Annotated in this window: 8 protein-coding genes; 4 read left to right on the plus strand and 4 right to left on the minus strand. The window is 52.9% G+C overall.

Going from position 1 to position 16,608, the window contains the following annotated elements; all coding sequences use genetic code 11:
* Positions 1–4 precede the first annotated feature (4 nt).
* Positions 5–2,428, minus strand: coding sequence for a DUF3536 domain-containing protein (locus tag MJ611_RS13040; RefSeq protein ID WP_250430254.1), 2,424 nt, complete (start codon positions 2,426–2,428; stop codon positions 5–7).
* A gap of 5 nt (positions 2,429–2,433) precedes the next feature.
* Positions 2,434–4,266 (minus strand): malto-oligosyltrehalose trehalohydrolase, encoded by a 1,833-nt coding sequence (gene treZ / locus MJ611_RS13045; protein WP_250430255.1) that lies wholly within the window; start codon positions 4,264–4,266, stop codon positions 2,434–2,436.
* Positions 4,267–4,483: 217 nt separating this feature from the next.
* Here treZ and MJ611_RS13050 point away from each other — a divergent pair, with 217 nt between their 5' ends.
* The 3 genes from MJ611_RS13050 to glgB are packed head-to-tail and all read left to right on the plus strand — an operon-like array spanning position 4,484 to position 12,137.
* Complete coding sequence (locus MJ611_RS13050) at positions 4,484–6,505, plus strand: alpha-1,4-glucan--maltose-1-phosphate maltosyltransferase (RefSeq protein WP_250430256.1); 2,022 nt, start codon at positions 4,484–4,486, stop codon at positions 6,503–6,505.
* A gap of 18 nt (positions 6,506–6,523) precedes the next feature.
* Complete coding sequence (gene treS, locus MJ611_RS13055) at positions 6,524–9,859, plus strand: maltose alpha-D-glucosyltransferase (protein WP_250430257.1); 3,336 nt, start codon at positions 6,524–6,526, stop codon at positions 9,857–9,859.
* Positions 9,852–12,137: a 1,4-alpha-glucan branching protein GlgB gene (gene glgB, locus MJ611_RS13060; RefSeq protein WP_250430258.1), complete on the plus strand. Its 2,286-nt coding sequence runs from the start codon at positions 9,852–9,854 to the stop codon at positions 12,135–12,137. The genes treS and glgB overlap by 8 nt, the downstream gene beginning before the upstream one ends.
* A gap of 130 nt (positions 12,138–12,267) precedes the next feature.
* On the opposite strand, the gene MJ611_RS13065 is transcribed toward glgB, so the two are convergent.
* Together MJ611_RS13065 and MJ611_RS13070 are read right to left on the minus strand one after the other, a co-directional pair.
* Positions 12,268–12,867 carry a DUF2179 domain-containing protein gene (locus tag MJ611_RS13065; protein ID WP_250430259.1) on the minus strand — a complete coding sequence of 200 codons (600 nt, stop codon included), beginning with the start codon at positions 12,865–12,867 and terminating at the stop codon, positions 12,268–12,270.
* A 76-nt stretch (positions 12,868–12,943) separates the two neighbouring features.
* Positions 12,944–14,035, minus strand: a complete 1,092-nt coding sequence (locus MJ611_RS13070) for a mechanosensitive ion channel family protein (RefSeq protein WP_250430260.1) — start codon at positions 14,033–14,035, stop codon at positions 12,944–12,946.
* Positions 14,036–14,334: 299 nt separating this feature from the next.
* On the opposite strand from MJ611_RS13070, the gene MJ611_RS13075 reads away from it, so the two are divergent.
* Entirely contained in the window at positions 14,335–16,560 is a 2,226-nt protein-coding gene (locus tag MJ611_RS13075; protein ID WP_250430261.1) for a bifunctional alpha,alpha-trehalose-phosphate synthase (UDP-forming)/trehalose-phosphatase, read from the plus strand.
* Positions 16,561–16,608: the final 48 nt, after the last annotated feature.

The following is a 16,608-nucleotide window of genomic DNA, read 5'->3' on the forward strand; positions in this document are numbered from 1 at the left end:
GTTGTTATGCTTTCAGGTTTAGGCTGTCGTAAAGCGTTTGAAATTGTTTGCACCAGTTAAGAGAGGTGGGATCATTCAGTTCGCACCGCACTTCGTGTTCCTTGTACACGGTCTGCTTCATTCGGAAGGCAATGTTCTGGGCATGCCAGTAATCCGGCTCCAGGGGGGAGTTTTCCAGAGCACTTAGCAGCTCAATGATCAGCTGCATCAGTTCCTGGTTTTCCGGTTCCTGCTCCAGTTCTCTCATCAGGGAATCGACGCGCTGTGTCGCGTAGAAATTGATGGATTCGGTTTCGAGCTTAATGCCCATGCGCTGTACTTCGGCGTGCAGCTTCAGCAGTTCGTCAACATCCAGTTCTACGTCTATGAACACGTTCTGCATCCGGCTGTTTACCACGTATTCGATGGTAAGCTGCAGCGGGCGCGGCAGTTGCAAGCCAAAGTTTTTCATGGCCAGCATCAGCGGGTAGTTGTTGTCGTATACCTGCTTGAAATCGTTTTCGATACCCTGCATTGTGTTGGCCAGTACCTGGTCCAGTATTTTTCGCTGATCGTCTTTAAAGAGGTGCCAGAAAGAGTAGTTGTGCGACTCAAAGTGCTTGTCGAGCTGCATGATTACTTCGCTTACGCTGCCCTTGTCGAATGAGCTGGTCATTTCCTGTTCGAGCGCCTGGAATGCCTCCGGGCTTACAAACTGGCGCACGCCTCCATACAACTGGTGGTCGCCGAGGTGCAGCACGGCAAAGGTAACTTCGGCCTCTTCCCAGGTTATCTTGGATCGGATGGTTGCCTTACCGATTGCCATGCGCTGCCGCCCGGCTTCAAGCCGCTTATACTGTTTAGAGGTGGCTTTATAACTGTAAAGATCCAGTTCCTCAGGGTACTTGGCGAAGAGCGAAGAAATAGCATAGTGTGCCCCTACACGGAGCAGGTCCAGCATGGTGGTTTTTACTACTTTGCGGTAAGCAACGCCCGCATTCTCTTCCTCCTCTACATTGCTTTTTGCTTTTTCAAGTATGGCAATAAAGTTAGTCTCAAAATCCTGGCCGCTAAGCTCATGCGCCAGTTGCAGGGCACGGGCGGCATAAAAGATATCCTGCATTGTTTCGATGCCCGTCACTTCGTCGAAGAACCAGCCACAACTGGTGTACATCAGCATGGTGTGGTACTGCATTTCCAGCAGGTTCAGGAACCGTATCTGCTGCGCTTTGTCCGATTCGATCTTGGTGTTGAAGTTGATGAACTCCAGTACGTTCTCCTCCGACCTATCCATGATCACCTCGATGTACTTGTTACGCAAGCCCCAGGGATCATCTGCCAGTTTTAGCATTTCCGTTTCATAGAGCGGTGCAAGTTGGTCGCGCAGCCAGTCGAAGGCTTCGCGCAACGGACCCCGCCATTCCTGGTTCCATTCCGGGTGCGCGCCTGTGTTGCAGCCGCAGTTGCTACGCCAGCGCTCTACCCCATGCACGCAACTCCAGGAAGAGTTCTCGACGATTTCGATCTCGTGCTGCGGCGGGTGTTTGACCAGGTATTCGCCGTACACTGTGCGCTGCGCCAGTTTCTCCTGCTCGATGTGGTTGAGGGCATAGGAGAGGGCCATCTCACCGAAGCGGTGATGGTGGCCATAGGTTTCGCCGTCGGTGGCAATGTGCACCAGTTGCGGATCCTTGGAGTGGCTGCTGTAGCAACTTGTCAGGCGCTCTGCAAACTTATCACCGTTGCTAAGCAATCCCTCAAAGGCAATGCCCTGCGATACGGGCGCATCGTAAAAAAAGATAGCGATGCTTTTGCCCGATGGCAGGTTGCATAGGTAAGGCTTTCTGGAATCGATCTTACCCCCCGAGGCATTGTGCCACTCTTTGGTTCCGATCTTGCGCACGCGCTTTGCCTGGTAGGGCGACAGGATCGTGAATTTTATGCCGTGCTCTGCCAGCACTTCCAGGGTAGGGGAGTTTGCAGCGGTTTCGCTCAGCCACATGCCTTCGGGGTCGCGGCCAAACCGTTTCTTAAAATCATAGATTCCCCAGATTACCTGCGTGTGCATGTCGCGCTCGTTGGCCAGCGGCATGATCATGTGGTTGTATACCTGGGCTAAGGCCGAGCCATGCCCGGAGTACTGGGCCTGACTTTCTTTATCTGCATCCAGAATGGCTTTGTAAGTATCCGGTGCTTTTTTAGCCATCCACTCCAGCAGCGTCGGGCCAAAGTTGTAGCTGATACGGGAATAGTTGTTCACGATATCCACGATCGTGCCCTCATGGTCGAGGATACGGGAAGCAGAATTCCGGGCGTAGCACTCGTCGTCGATGCGCTCGTTCCAGTCATGAAAAGGATGTGCTGACTCCTGTACCTCTACCTCGTTGAGCCAGGGGTTTTCGCGGGGTGGCTGGTAAAAATGCCCGTGTATGCAGATGTATCGGTTCATGGCATTTAGGTTCTGCTTTGGAATATAACGAGCGATTCAGGCGGAAGTAGAAGCTTTCCGTTCTGCGGCCTGGTGTCGGCGGATTCCTCCCCGGAGCCGCCCCACCGGGCATCCGCCGAGTGCAGCAGGAGTTCAAGTTGCTGGCCGTTTTGCAATTGTGTTTCCTGTGGTTGTTTACTTATGTTAAACAGGCAGCGCAATTTTGGGTTGGTACCGGAGTAGTTCAGGTGAAGAACGCTTTCTGTATCATCGAAGTATGCTTCGAGCTGCGATTTGTCCGGGTTTACAAGTATGGATTTACGCAGCTGGATGAGCGTTTTATAGAACTCCCGCAGCTGGTTCTGGTCTTCGTTTTTCTTATAGCTATGCTGCAGCCTTGATTGATTGAATGTCTTTTCCGACTGCGGGTCCGGTGCTTCTCCCTGCCAGGCAAAGGCAGAAAACTCTTCTTTGCGGCCCTTGCGTACGGCCTCCACCAGGTCTTCATCGGTGTGGCTTACAAAGAACAGGAACGGGTTCTCTTCCCCGTATTCTTCCCCCATAAACAACATAGGAGTGTAAGGAGAAAGTAAGTATAAGCCAGCTATCACCTTCAGCATATCCGTCGATACCAGACTGGTGATGCGCTCGCCCAGCATGCGGTTGCCGACCTGGTCGTGGTTCTGGGCACATACCACAAACTGTTTAGCCGGATTACTGGTAGCGTCGCTGCCAATGGTGCGCTTGCGGTATTCGGAATAAATGCCGTTGTAAATAAAAGAGTGCTTCAGTGCTTTTACCAGGTGCTCCGGCTTGCCAAAGTCAGCATAGTAGCCGTCTTTTTCGCCGGTAGCAAGCGTGTGGATCGCATGGTGGTAATCGTCCATCCATTGCGCTGCCAGGCCGTAGCCACCCTGGGCTATCGGGTTGATCAGGCGCACATCGTTCAGGTCTGTTTCAGCGATCAGCAGATAGGGGCGGCCCTGTTGTTCCTCCAGTTGCTGAGCATGTTCCTGTAGTTCCTGCAGAAAATGCCTGGCACCGGTATCCAGTATGGCATGCACGGCATCCAGGCGCAGGCCGTCTATGTGGTAATCGCGCAGCCACATCAGCGCATTCTGGAAAAAGAAATTGCGGACATGATCGGAGTGGGCATCGTCGAAGTTCAGGGCCTTACCCCAGGGCGTATTATACTTGTCGGTGAAATAAGGACCGAAATCGTTCAGGTAGTTACCTTCCGGACCCATGTGGTTGTATACCACGTCCAGGATCACGGAAATGCCTTCTTTGTGGCAGGCATCCACCAGGCGCTTCAGACCCTCCGGGCCACCGTAGGAGTTTTGCACGGCAAACGGGAAAACACCATCATACCCCCAGTTGCGGCTCCCCGGAAACTGGGCTACCGGCATGATCTCAATGGCCGTAATGCCTAGGTCTTTCAGTTCTGGCAGTTTGTTTATCACTCCGTCGAAGGTGCTTTCTTCGGAGAAAGTGCCTACGTGCAGTTCGTAAATGATGAGTTGTTCCAGGGGCAGGCCTTTCCAGTTCTCATCGGTCCAGGCGAAGCTGCTATGGTCCACTACCTCAGAGGCTTCGTGCACACCTTCCGGCTGCGATTGTGAAGCAGGATCGGGGCGCTCGAGTTCGCCGTTTAGCCGGTACAGGTACCGTGCTCCGGGTGCAGCCTCTTCCGAAAGGCCGGTCCAGTAACCGAACGCTTCCCGCTGCAGGGTAACAGCTGCCTTATCTTTTGATGTGGTAAGTACGGCTTCTACGGTATCTGCCTCAGGTGCCCAGACAGTAAAAGTGGTGCCGCTATCTTTCGTGTATTTTGTCCCAATCTCTCTTAATATCGCCATAAAATACGCTGTTATACATAGCAGCTATTAACTCGCTAACAGCTGTTTTGGTTGTCTGCTTTTAGGTATTTGTAGTACCCTGAGGGCTTATCGTCACTAATGTAACGGTAAGGGTTGCCCTTGCGTTAGTTAGGGTTTTACTGGTTAAATAAATATTGTCCGTAACCTATTTTATATAGTGCAGTAACTACACTATCCAAAGGACAAAACAGACTACATGGACGCACTGGAAGGAACAAAACGTGTTATCATTGAGAATGTAAAACCTGAGCTGAACTGTGGCCAGTACCCGGTAAAACGGGTGGTTGGCGAAGCCATTACGGTAACTGCAGACATCTTCAGCGACGGGCATGACGAGGTAAAAGCTGTGCTGCTTTACCGCCACGCAAAGCAGAAGAAGTGGCAGGAAGTGCCAATGGAGTTCCTGGGCAATGATCGCTGGCAGGCCACTTTTACCCCGGATAGTATGGGGCGCTACATCTATACGTTACAGGGTTGGGTAGATCATTTTCATTCCTGGCAAAAAGGACTGAAGAAGAAGTACGAAGCCAACCAGGAGATAGGAGTAGAGTTGCAGATCGGGGCCAACTACATGGACGAAGCAGCTGCGCTCGGCAAACCCGGGCAAAGTAAACGGCTGCGCAAGTGGGCCGAACAATTGCGCGGCGGCCTGTCAGGTGGCGACGCAGTGGCACTGGCCACCGGCAGGGAAGTAACCGAACTGATGGACGCTGCCAGCGACCGGCGATACGCAACTTTCTACAACAAAGAACTGGGTGTGGAAGTGGAACGGCAGAAAGCCTTGTTCAGCACCTGGTACGAATTTTTTCCGCGTTCTTCGGCACAGGAAGCCGGCCGCCACGGCACTTTCCGGGACTGTGCACGCCTGCTGCCCCGCATCGCAGAGATGGGCTTTGACACCATTTACCTGCCGCCAATACACCCGATAGGGCGCGCCTTCCGAAAAGGAAAAAACAACTCGGTAACTTCTGAGCCCGGCGAACCAGGTTCGCCCTGGGCCATTGGTGCAGACGAAGGAGGGCACGACGCCATACTTCCGGATCTGGGTACGCTGGAAGATTTCCGGGAGTTTGTGCACCAGGCGCGCGAGCATGGTATTGAAGTGGCGCTTGATTTTGCCATCCAGTGTTCCCCGGACCATCCGTATGTAAAAGAGCATCCGCAGTGGTTTAAATGGCGCCCCGATGGTACAGTACAATACGCTGAAAACCCACCCAAAAAATACCAGGACGTACTCCCGGTTAACTTCGAAAACGACGACTGGCAGAACCTCTGGCAGGAACTGAAAAGAGTATTGTTGCACTGGATCGCGCAGGGAGTGTACATCTTCCGTGTAGATAACCCGCACACCAAGCCGTTCAGGTTCTGGGAGTGGGCAATCCGTGAGATCCGGCAGCAGCACCCGCAGGTCATTTTCCTGTCAGAGGCGTTTACACGGCCACGGGTAATGGAGCAGCTGGCTAAGATCGGCTTCACGCAATCCTATACTTATTTTACCTGGCGCAATACGGGTGCCGAAATGAAGGAATACCTCATGGAGCTGACCCGTACTGAAATGCGCGAGTATTTCCGGCCGAACTTCTGGCCAAACACACCCGATATACTTCCGGTAGCCCTGCAAACTGGGGGAGAGGCAGCTCATATTACGCGTGTGGTAATGGCTGCAACGCTCTCATCCAACTATGGCCTGTATGGGCCGGTGTACGAATTTGGCATCAACGATCCGGTACCAGGCAAAGAAGAATACCACAACTCAGAAAAGTATGAAGTAAAGCACTGGGACTGGGGCAAGCTGACCAAGATCCGCGAGGTGATCACGCTCATCAACAAGATCAGAAAAGTGAACCCGGCGCTGCAGACAACCTGGAACGTGCACTTCTCTGATACCGACAACACCCAGCTGCTCTGCTATGCCAAATGGGATGATGCCCGCACAAACAAAATGCTGATGGTGGTGAACCTGGACCCGCATAACACACAAGCGGGCTGGGTGAAGGTACCGCTGTATGAGCTGGGAATAGAGCGCCACCAGCAGTATGTGGTACACGACCTGCTGACAGAGCACAAGTATACCTGGACCGATGAGTGGAACTACGTGGAGCTGCGCCCGAACGAAATGCCGGTGCACGTATTCCGCATCGAAGCACCAACACCTGGCATGGGCCACCAGAACCTGGATGATACCTGGCTACCAAACGAAAAAGGTACAAACGAATAAAACGTACAAGACCAATTTATGGCAGACGAAAACACCCTTTTAGACGACAACATACACTGGTACAAAGACGCCATCATTTACGAGCTGCACATCAAGGCCTTTAAGGATGGCAGCGGCGATGGCATCGGCGACTTTAAAGGCCTGATGCAGAAGCTGGATTACCTGGAAGACCTGGGGGTGACGGCGATCTGGCTGCTGCCCTTTTATCCTTCGCCACTCAAAGACGATGGGTATGACATTGCTGACTATTTCAGCATCAATCCGTCGTACGGCAACATGCAGGATTTCAAGCTATTCATCCGGGAGGCGCATCGTCGTGGGCTTAAGGTAATTACAGAGCTGGTTATCAACCATACTTCCGATCAGCACCCGTGGTTCCAGCGGGCACGCCGTGCCAAAAAAGGCTCGAAGTACAGAGACTGGTATGTATGGAGCGACGATCCGAACAAGTATAAGGATGTGCGCATCATCTTTACCGATTATGAGCCCAGCAACTGGACCTGGGACCCGGTGGCCGAGCAGTACTACTGGCACCGCTTTTTCTCCCATCAGCCTGACCTGAACTACGATAACCCAGCCGTGCAGAAAGAAGTGTTCCGGACGCTGGATTACTGGTTTGACCTGGGGGTGGATGGTTTCCGTCTGGATGCCGTGCCATACCTGTTTGAACGGGAAGGCACCAACGGCGAAAACCTGCCGGAAACACACGACTTCCTCAAAAAGCTTCGTGCCCACGTCGACAGCAAGTATACCGGCAAGCTGCTGCTGGCAGAGGCCAACATGTGGCCTGAAGATTCGGCATCATACTTTGGTAACGGCGACGAGTGCCACATGAATTATCACTTCCCGATCATGCCGCGCCTGTTCATGTCTCTGAAGATGGAAGACCGTTACCCGATCATCGACATTTTTACCCAGACGCCGGAAATACCGGAAACCTGCCAGTGGGCCATGTTCCTGCGCAACCACGACGAGCTGACGCTGGAAATGGTGACCGACGAGGAGCGCGATTACATGTACAAAGTATACACCAAGGATCCGCTGGCCAAGATCAACCTGGGCATCCGTCACCGCCTGGCGCCGCTGCTGGGCAACGACCGCTCCAAAATAGAGTTGATGAACGTGCTGCTCTTCTCGATGAAGGGTACGCCGGTAGTATACTATGGCGATGAGATCGGTATGGGCGATAACTACTACCTCGGCGACCGCGACGGGGTACGCACGCCAATGCAGTGGAATGATGACCGCAACGCTGGTTTTTCCACTGCTAATCCGCAGAAGTTATACTTGCCAGTCATCATCGACCCGGAGTACAAGTATGAATCCGTGAACGTGGAGACGCAGGAGCACAACAGCAGCTCGTTGCTTTGGTGGATGCGGCGCACCATCAACATGCGCAAGCGCTACAAGGCATTCGGCCGCGGAAGTATAAAATTCCTGAATCCTAGTAATTCCAAAGTACTGGCATTTGTGCGCTCTTACCAGGACGAGAACATCCTGGTTCTGGCCAACCTGTCGCGCTTTCCGGAGGCGGTGGAGCTCGACCTGCAGGATTTTAAAGGCTATGTGCCGGTGGAAGTATTCAGCCGCAACAAGTTTCCTGTTGTAAAAGAAGACAAGTACCTGTTTACACTGGGTGCTTATGGCTACTACTGGTTTGAGCTGCAGCCGCAGGAAGTTACCACCATGATCAGCTCCGAACAGCAGCGGCCAGTATTGGAACTTGCCCCACTTCGGAACCCGCTGCCGGCCAAGTCGCTGAAAGCCCTGGAAAGCAGGGTACTGCCGCCGTATATTCTAAACAAGCGCTGGTTCGGAGGCAAAGCCCGTACCATACAGCGCATGCAGATCGTGGAAAACATTCCGCTTCCGGTAGGCAGGCAGGGGGCCATGCTGCTCTTTATTGAAGTAAGTTACAACGAAGGGTTGCCGGAACTGTACCAACTGCCGATTGCCTTTGCCACAGGCGACCAGGAGCAGGAGCTTATTACAACGCAGCCCAACAGCGTAATTGCCAGGGTAGCTGTCGACTCAAAAGAAGGTATACTTTACGATGCGCTGTACTCGGAAGACTTCCGCCAGTTTGCCTTGCAGTCGATCGCCAAACGCAAGCGGGCTAAAACGGAAAAAGGAGAAGTAGTGGGCTACAGCAACCGTACAGTAGGCAAAATGCTGGGCGAGGTGGAGCAGCCGGTTACTTCCAGAATTCTCAGCGCCGAGCAGAGCAACACGTCCATCATCTACAACAATCTCTTCTTCCTGAAGTTTTACCGCAAGCTCGACCGCACCATCAACCCGGATATGGAAGTAGTGGAGTTCCTGTCGGAGCGGGTTGGATTTAAGAACGTGCCGCTTTTCCTGGGAGCGATAGAGCATCAGCAGGAAGGCCGGCCACCGATGGTGCTGATGATGCTGCAGGAACTGGTGCCGAACCAGGGCGATGCCTGGAACTACATGGAAGAATCGCTGAAACGGTTCTTTGAGCGCCTGCAGACCCAGACAGAGCACGTATCGGCCAAATCGCCTGTAGGTACGCTGTCGCGGCCGGTTGCCTTTGCAGATATACCGGAAGAGATACAGATGCAGTTGGGTGGTGCCTACGTGGAGCGGGTTGAGCTGCTGGGCTTGCGCACCGCAGAGATGCACCTGGCGCTGGCTTCTGTACACGATCACCGCGACTTCACACCGGAAGATTTTTCGCTGCACTACCAGCGCTCGCTGTTTTCTTCGCTTACGTCGCTGGTGCGTAGCAACTTCGATGCCTTGAGCAAACACCTGCCCAACCTGCCTGAAAATGTGCGGGGCGAAGCCGAGGAAGTATTGCAGATGCGCGGCCAGATACTCGAGCGCATGAAGCGCATTTTTGCCCATAAGATCGACACGCAGAAGATCCGTACGCACGGGGACTATCACCTTGGCCAGGTGCTCTTTACAGGCAAAGACTTCTTCATTATCGATTTTGAAGGCGAGCCGGCACGCTCTTTCAGCGAACGCCGTCTGAAACGTTCGCCCTTACGCGACGTGGCAGGTATGATACGCTCGCTCCACTATGCTGCCTACAACGCGCTCTTCCAGCAAAGCAGTATGCGAAAAGAAAATATAGCGTACCTGGAGCAGTGGGCAGAGCAGTGGTACCATTATGCCAGCGGTTTCTTTATGCACTGTTACCTCAACAAAACCATGGGTACCGGCGTGGTACCTGCAAAAGAAGAGGACTTTGACGTGCTGATGGAAACATTCCTGCTGGAGAAGGCAATCTATGAACTGGGGTATGAACTGAACAACCGTCCTGATTGGGTGCTTATCCCGATCAGAGGCATTAAGTATATCATGAGGAAATATCAGAATGGCTAAAAGAACGGAAGGTAAGGAAGACCAGGAAAAACTAACAGGTACAGGAAAAGCAGCAGGCAGGCGATCTGCTGCAAAGGGAGTTACGCCGGACGCAAGCGTGCCACCGGAAATGCCCGGAGAGCAGCCTGTCCCTAAGCCACGAGCTACCAGGTCGCGGGCCAATACTGCCGAGCCAATGGCCCCGGCAACAGGTGAAGCAGTACCGGTAAAACGCGGCAGGCCAAGAAAAAGCCCGGGTACTGAGCAGGTGATCCCGCCGGTAGCACTGCCGGAGGCACCTCCGGTAGCGGCAACGGTTGCTGCGGCAGAGGCAAAGCCGCAGGAAGAGCGCAATGTGTACTACGATGTGAGCCGCCTTACCGAGTTCGATATATACCTGTTCAGAGAAGGCAAACACTTTACGCTGTACGAAAAGCTTGGCTCGCACCCAATGGAACATGCCGGCAGTCAAGGTACGTACTTTGCCGTGTGGGCACCCAATGCGGAGCAGGTCTCTGTGATGGGCGATTTTAACCACTGGAACCGTGAGAGCCATCCGCTGCAGGTGCGCGAAGATCATTCAGGTATCTGGGAAGGCTTCATTCCGGATGTAAAGGCGGGCATGCTGTACAAATACCACATCAAGTCGCGCTACCACCTGTATCATGTGGAGAAGAGCGATCCGTTTGCCTTTGCCCGCGAAATGCCGCCGCAGACTGCGTCCATCATCTGCGACATGAAGTATACCTGGAACGATGAGGCCTGGCTGCAGAACCGCAAACAGCTGATCGGAAAATCACAGCCGTTCTCCGTGTACGAGCTGCACGTGGGATCCTGGCGCCGCAAGCCCGAAGACAACAACCGTCCGCTCGCTTACCGCGAACTGGCAGAGGTCTTACCGGCTTATGTGAAAGAAATGGGCTTTACGCACGTAGAGTTCATGCCCGTGATGTACCACCCGTTCAATGGCTCGTGGGGCTACCAGGTTACCGGTTATTTTGCCGCTGCCAGCCTCTACGGCTCGCCGCAGGACCTAATGCACCTGATCGATGCGCTGCACCAGGAAGGCATTGGCGTAATACTGGACTGGGTGCCCTCGCACTTCCCGACAGATGAGCACGGCCTGGCCTATTTTGATGGCACGCACCTATACGAGCACGCGGACCCGCGCAAGGGCTACCACCCGGACTGGAACAGTTACATCTTCAATTACGGCCGTAACGAAGTACGCTCCTTCCTGATCAGCAATGCGCTGTTCTGGCTGGACAGGTACCACGCCGATGGCCTGCGTGTGGATGCCGTGGCCTCTATGCTGTACCTGGATTACTCCCGTAAGCACGGCGAGTGGATCCCGAACGAGCAGGGCGGGCGTGAGAACCTGGAGGCTATTTCCTTTATCAAAGATTTTAACGAAGCGGTGCACGAGCGTTTCCCAGACGTGCAGACGATAGCCGAGGAATCTACGGCATGGCCGGCAGTAACAGGCGATGTGGAGCATGGCGGACTGGGTTTCAACATGAAATGGATGATGGGTTGGATGCACGATACGCTCAGCTATTTCTCAACCGACCCGATCTACCGCCGCTACCACCAGGGCGATATCACGTTCAGCATGATCTACGCGTTCTCTGAGCGGTACATGCTGCCGTTGTCGCACGACGAGGTGGTGCATGGCAAGGGATCGCTGATCCGTAAAATGCCGGGCGATGAATGGCAGCGCTTTGCCAACCTGCGCGCCCTGTATGCTTACATGTATGCACACCCGGGAGGCAAGCTGATGTTCATGGGAGGGGAATTTGCCCAGACCAGCGAGTGGAACCACGACAGCAGCCTCGACTGGCACCTGCTGCAGTACAACAACCATGCAGGCGTGCAGCAACTGATGCGGGAACTTAACCACCTGTACCGTCAGGAAACGAGCCTGTACGAGCGCAGCTTCGATAGCAGCGGCTTTGAGTGGGTGGATATTGCCGATACGCACAACAGCGTTATCAGCTTCCTGAGAAAAGGAAACTCGCCGCAGGACCACCTGCTGGTAGTTTGTAACCTGACACCCGGAACGCACGAGCATTACAGAATCGGTGTGCCGGAAAACGGAAGCTGGGAAGAAATTTTGAACACAGACGACAGCCGTTTCGGTGGCAGCAATGTGCTGAACAGCGGGCCGCTGCAAACAGTGGCAGAGCCGTACCACGGGCGCAACTATTCGCTGGAGCTGACGCTGCCGCCTATGGCCGTGGTGTACTTCAAGTACAGGCCCGGAACAGGTATAGCAGACACCACCAATGCAATAGGATAAACCAGAAAACAGAAGCCTCAGAAGTATAAATTCTGAGGCTTCTGTTTTTTAAATATGGAGCGCTCTGTCAGCAGATCACCTTCCGCCGCCCTTTGGCAGCAGAAAGTATAAACCGCTTTCTGAAGTATAATTATTTGCCTTTACGAAGCGGGAAGTACTTCATGAAATTGATCTTTCGTTCCTCATCTTCCTGGGGCAGGTTGTGCTCCGACACCGAACGTACATCCTCGATCGAGTAAAATGCCTGCGGGTTGTAGTCGCGGATGATATCGAGCACGTGGGGCAGTTTCTTGCGCTTCACGATCATGAACAGCAGGTTAACCTTGCCACGGGTGCCGCGGGCATCCACACAAGTTAGCCGGTAGCCATGCCCTTTCAGCCGGTCAATGAGTTTATCGGCAGGCTCCACCGTGATAACACGCACTACCATCTGCCCCAGCGCCAGTTTCTGCTCAATTCGAAGCCCTAGGAAGTTACCGGTCGCAAAGCCGCCCGCCCAGGCCAGGTAAGAGGCCACGTTGCTCAGGTTCTGCATTACCTGCGTAATGGCTACCAGCCAGATGAGTACTTCCAGAAAGCCAAGCAGCGGGGCGATGGTTTTGTTTCCTTTAGATATGAAAACGATCCGCAGCGTTCCCAGCGTCACGTCCATAATCCTGGCCATAAAAATGAGTAGCGGAATGATGACCCATTCTACAAGGGCCGGGTCGAGGCCTGCGAAGTAGTTCATGTGCAGCGTATGCCAGCGCCATGGCTGGTGTTTAAGGGTGGTTGAATGTTATACTTTAAGAGTTTATATTTTATATTTATACTTGCTGGCGGCCGAGTAGCTGGATTGCTTCTCCAACCAGTTCGGTTCTTAAACGAGGCAACGATTGCGGGTATTTTTGCTGGATATAAGTTATCAATTTCTCCCTCACCAGGCAGCGCAGGTCCCAAGCCTCTCCCGATCCGTCGGCGCTGACCAGCGCCCGGAGCTGTACGGTATTTTCCTTCGCATCTGTTACCTGCAGCCCTGCTACTTTCCTGTTCCATAGGTTGGTGGTTGCCAGGATACGATCCAGTTCCTGCCGCAGTTCGTCAACAGGTATGGTATAGTCGGTGTACAAATACACAGTAGCCAGGATGTCGGAGCCGGTGTGGGTCCAGTTCTGGAAGGGCTTCTCGATAAAATAGTTGAGGGGCAGTATCATGCGGCGCTGGTCCCAGAGGCGGAGCACCACGTGTGTGAGGGTAATTTCCTCAACGCGCCCGAACTCGTTTTCCACCACCAGCACATCGTCTATGCGGATGGGCTGCGAAAAAGCGATCTGAAGCCCGGCAAGCAGGTTGGCAAGTGAGCGTTGTGCCGCAAAGCCCACAATGATACCAGCTATACCTGCCGAAGTAAGCATACCCGTGCCAAGGCGCTTAACAGACTCAAAGCTGAGCAGGATCAGCGAGATCGTGATAAAAATGATCATGATAATGGTAAGCCGCTTGATGAACTGAAGTTGCGTAAAAAGCCTTCGTTCCCGGATATTATCGGGTTTTTCGATATGATACTTCAGCTGCACCATATCCTGGGCCACATACGTCACTTTCACAAGTATCCAGCCAAAGACAGCGATATTTACCAGTTCAAAAACCCGCCTGAACGTGTATAATTGCCGCTCGTCGAATGGGGTGGTGGGCAACGCAAAGGAGGCAAACAGCAGGGGCAGGAACACGGTAAAAGCGCTGCTCAGGTGCCTGGTAATCGACAAAGTCAGATGGGGAGACTCCCGTTTATTGTACAAATCGAGCAGCCTGAAAAGAATATACTTAACAAAAAGCCCCGTCAGAGCGGCTATTGCTAAAATAGCAAGCCCTATCACGAGGTTATCAACCCGGCTGAACAAAAGGCCTGAATCTTCCATAAATTAATTTATCTGATCTGATCCGGTTGCAAAGGCAACTATCAGAGTTGGTACTCCTGAAAATGGCTATAGGTTATAACCACACTTGTTATCAGAAAATAAATAGCTGATGTTTTTGGGTTTATAGTTGTTCTTCTATATAGCCAAAACGTGTAAAACGCTTGTCACGTATGATAAGGGAGAACTTGCAACCGATCCGCAAACTATAAACAACAAACAACTACAAAACAGACTTCTGAATTGCAGTACATCCGCACCAGTGTACTGTTGGTCAGCTGCCTGTATAAGAAGTACAGCAAATGGCAAAACTGATCATTGTATCGAACAGGCTTCCGGTTAAGCTCCAGGAGAAGGAGGGGAAGCTAACCTATAAGCCAAGCGAAGGCGGGTTGGCAACAGGCCTGGGGTCTATTTATAAAGAAGGCGACAACATTTGGATAGGGTGGCCCGGCATGGTTGTAGAGGATGCTGAAAAACAGCAGCAGATACACGAAGACCTGCACAAGGAGAGCATGCACCCTGTATTTCTGTCGGAAGCTGAGATCAAAGAGTTCTATGAAGGTTTCAGCAACGAGACCTTGTGGCCCACTTTCCACTATTTCAGCCAGTATGCCATATACGACCAGAACCTCTGGGAAACTTATGTGGAAGTAAATCAGAAGTTCTGCGACGAAGTGGTAGCACAGGCCGGCCCTGAAGACACCATCTGGGTACACGATTACCAGTTGCTGCTGCTGCCTTCCATGCTTCGCGAAAAGCTGCCTGATGCCACCATCGGCTTCTTCCTGCACATTCCGTTTCCGTCGTATGAGGTGTTCCGGCTGCTGCCCTGGCGCAAAGAGATACTCGAAGGCATGCTGGGTGCCGACTTGCTTGGCTACCATACCTACGACGACATGCGTCACTTCCTGAGCTCTGTGAACAGGATCATCGGTCATGGAAGTATGCACGGCTGGATCAATACCGGTTCGCGCTCGCTGCTGGTCGACTCGTTCCCGATGGGCATCGATTATGAAAAGTATGCAACCGTGGCAGGCTCGGATGAAGTGAAAAAACGGGAAAATATTTACCGGGCCAATTTCAAAAATCAGAAAATCATACTTTCCATCGACCGCCTTGACTACTCCAAAGGCATTCCGCAGCGCCTGAAAGCGTTTGAAATGTTCCTGGAGCGGTACCCGGAGTTTCATGAAAAGGTAACGCTGGTGATGCTGGTAGTGCCTTCAAGGGATGCCGTGGAGAAGTATAAAGAGCTGAAGGAAGAGGTCGATGAGCTGGTAGGTCGTATCAACGGCAAATATAGCCACATCAACTGGAACCCGATCCAGTACTTCTACCGCTCGTACCCGCTCGAAACCCTTTCTGCCTTCTACCGCATGGCCGATGTGGCGCTGGTTACACCGATGCGCGACGGCATGAACCTGGTGTGCAAGGAGTACATTGCCAGCAAGCTGGACCAGAAAGGAGTGTTGATACTGAGCGAAATGGCGGGTGCTTCCAAAGAGCTTTCAGAGGCCTTGCTCATCAACCCCAACGATATAAACCAATTGGTAGAGTCGCTGCACGCTGCCTTGGTAATGCCGGAAGAAGAGCAGGTGCAGCACATGCGTAACATGCAGGTTTCCCTGCGGCGCTACAACATCCATCACTGGGTGAGCATGTTCATGGATCGCCTGGCATACGTTAAGATCAAGCAGCTGTCGCTTGCTACTTCGTACCTCGACGATGCTATTTACAAGGAACTAAGCGACTCCTACAACACAGCCAGCTCGCGCCTCTTCTTCCTGGAGTATGACGGAGCGCTGGTAGATTACCAAGGGGCGCCGCTAAGGGCAGAGCCGGATAAGGATTTACTGGAACTGCTCGATACCCTGAGCAGCAGCCCGAAGAACAGGGTAGTGGTCGTAAGTTCGCGCGACAGAAATACCATGCAGGATTGGCTGGGCCACCTGAAAATAGACCTGATTGCCGAACACGGCGTCTGGATAAAGCAACTGGGAGCCGGCTGGCAAACCATGCTGAGCCTGATGGATGACTGGAAGAGCGACATCCGCCTGATCATGGACTTGTATGTAGACCGTACACCGGGATCTTTTATCGAAGAGAAGGAGTACTCGCTGGTTTGGCATTACCGGAAAGTGGAGACCGGCCTTGGCGAGCTGCGTGCCCGGGAACTAGTGAGCCACCTGAACTTCCTGTCGACTAACAGCGACCTGCAGGTGATTGACGGGCAGATGGCTGTGGAGATAAAGGCACAGGAGGTAAACAAAGGCAAGGCTACCAACCACTGGCTCAGCACGTATCCGCACGATTTTATACTTGCTGTCGGAGACGACTGGGGAGATGAAGACATCTTCAAGGCCATGCCGCGCGATGCGTATACGGTGAAGATCGGCAACTCTTACTCTGTGGCAAAGTACCACCTGGATTCCTGTTCGGAAGTACGCCGCCTGCTCAACAGACTGGTAGAGCCTGAAAAGAAAGAAAGAACACAGGAGGAAATCAACCTGGGGAAAAAGGCCTAAAGTATGAACTTAAAGTATAAACCATAAATGAAAAGGCCCCTGCTACTC

Source organism: Pontibacter ruber (genome assembly GCF_023630205.1).
Taxonomy (GTDB): Bacteria; Bacteroidota; Bacteroidia; order Cytophagales; family Hymenobacteraceae; genus Pontibacter; species Pontibacter ruber.